Consider the following 2,128-nt stretch of genomic DNA (forward strand, 5'->3'; position numbering starts at 1 on the left):
TGATTTTGTCCCTGCTGGGGCGGAATCCAAGTCGTCAAATAGCGATCGAACACCCCCACCCCAACGCGATCTCCCCGTTGAATCGCCGTCAGCGCCAACGATAGCGTCGCATTCAAGCCAAAATCGAACCGCTTGTAGCCCTGAATATTCGCCGTCATCAACCGCCCGCGATCGAGTAAGATAATCACCGTTTGTTCTTGCTCGGGTTCCAGCACGCGGATCAGCGGACGATTGCGGCGAGCGGTAGCTTTCCAATCGATCGATCTAGGATCGTCGCCACTATTATATTCGCGCAACTCGCTAAATTCCGTCCCCATCCCCCGCTTTCTCGCTTGGCGCATGGCTCCACTAGATTGCAGCGCCAATCGAATCGAAAGCGCTTTCAACCCAATCAAATCCGGATAGACAGCCACGGCTTGCGCGGCATCTACCCGCCATTGTTGCCAAGCCAACCCCCACCTACTCAATTGGCGGACATATATCCCTTGCCAATCGTACTCGCCACGGCGGTAAGGATGGACTGTATAGGCGATCGTGTCGCTCGTACCAGTATTTTGAACTCCAGCAATTAATTCCGGCGTTCCCGGCAGATCTTGCGGTACCCCATCCCGAATCTGATAGTTAAACTGGCGCACCTTCCCAGGTACTGACACGGCTTGAACCGTTAGTGAAACTGGATTATCACGCCCGATCGACAGTTTCCCGATCGGACTGCGGCTCACCTGCACGCGATCGGCACGACTGAGCCAAGCATCGACTCCTGCTAACACTAGAATGCCAATGTACCAAGCAAACGTCAGCGCGATCGCGATCCCTTGTGCGCCGGGAATTAAAACCGCAAGTACCATCGTCAATCCGCCGCCACCTGCTAGCAGCCACAATGTCCGCGCACTGGGAATAAAGCCAAGAAGTTGAGTCATTACAAACAATTTGCTAAGTGCAAAGATTTTAGCTCAAATCTCGATCGGCTAGGGGATAGGGGGTAGGGAGTAAGAGGTAAGAGGTAAGAGGTAAGAGGTAAGAGGTAAGAGGTAATAGCTGAAACCTATGTGGTGGGCAGTGCCCACCCTACTTATGGTGCAAGATATCAGTAATTAAACATGATGTTTAGAAAAACTTGAGTAACATCGAACTCAAACCCGTAATCAGATCCACCATATTGCCATTACCAGGATTGACATTAGTATCACTTGGCTTGCTAGCCAGCTTAATTTTAGCAATCAGTGCTTGAGCGACTTGAGTACCCTGACGATCGGACTTAGCAAAATATAACCGCTCCGCTACCATTGCATCCTGGATCGCACCCTCATCATCCTGAAGTCGAAACCTCGCCATCGATCGTGCAATATAAGCACCTGTGAGCTGGGGATTGAGTCCGATGGCGCGATCGTAATTTGTCACCGCACCAGCAAAATCATTCTTTTGCCAAGCAGCATAGCCCCACTTATAAAAGTCATCGGCGGTACCCAGCGTCATGGGAATACCCACAGCACCTTCTAGATAAGCAGCGCGGACATCGATACCCTGCACGTTCGCATTAGTCAGATAAGCCGATCGCAAATCCGTACCATTGAGATTCGCACCGCGTAAATCTGCGCCTGTGAGATTCGCACCATTGAGCGATGCACCTGCTAAATTAGCACCGCGTAAGTCCGCACCAGCCAGATTTGCACCAGAGAGATTGGCACCGACGAGATTTGCCCGCTCTAATTTAGCACCAGCTAAATCGTTAGTCACGAGTCCAGCACCTGCTAAGTCGCACTGTTGACAGCTTTTTGTTGATAGCAGTTGGCGCAGATGCGAGATATTTTCGGCATTAGCCGTTGTTGCCATACTCAGCAGTAAAATTGTAGTCGCAATGGTGGTAAGTTTCTTCATTCGGGGTTTGGGGTTGGGGAATGGGGGGCAATGCGCTTTTCAACAATCCCCATCACCCTCGCTCTAGAAAGGGAGATTACGGAGATCGTCAGTATCATTTGTATCTTCCGACTGTCTCTGGGCACGCGCTTGTTCCCAGGCGCGATCGGCAGATTCGATCTGGGCGAACAAGTCAGCAGAATGTCGGGGTGGCTGCTGCAACAAGCGATCGATCTGATATTTTGCCCGCAGTGCCGCTAATTCAGCGGGC

2 protein-coding genes and 1 pseudogene are annotated in these 2,128 nt (G+C 51.5%); all 3 read right to left on the reverse strand.

Features of this window, described 5'->3' with window-relative positions; all coding sequences use genetic code 11:
* Positions 1-920 (reverse strand): DUF58 domain-containing protein (locus RMO35_RS14725; protein WP_309742083.1); only part of this gene is annotated, 920 nt, incomplete at its 3' end.
* A 187-nt stretch (positions 921-1,107) separates the two neighbouring features.
* Entirely contained in the window at positions 1,108-1,878 is a 771-nt protein-coding gene (locus tag RMO35_RS14730) for a pentapeptide repeat-containing protein (RefSeq protein WP_309742084.1), read from the reverse strand.
* 63 nt (positions 1,879-1,941) lie between these two features.
* Positions 1,942-2,128 (reverse strand): annotated as a pseudogene (locus RMO35_RS14735) (hypothetical protein); the annotation flags it as partial.

This window comes from Chamaesiphon sp. OTE_20_metabat_361 (assembly GCF_031364565.1).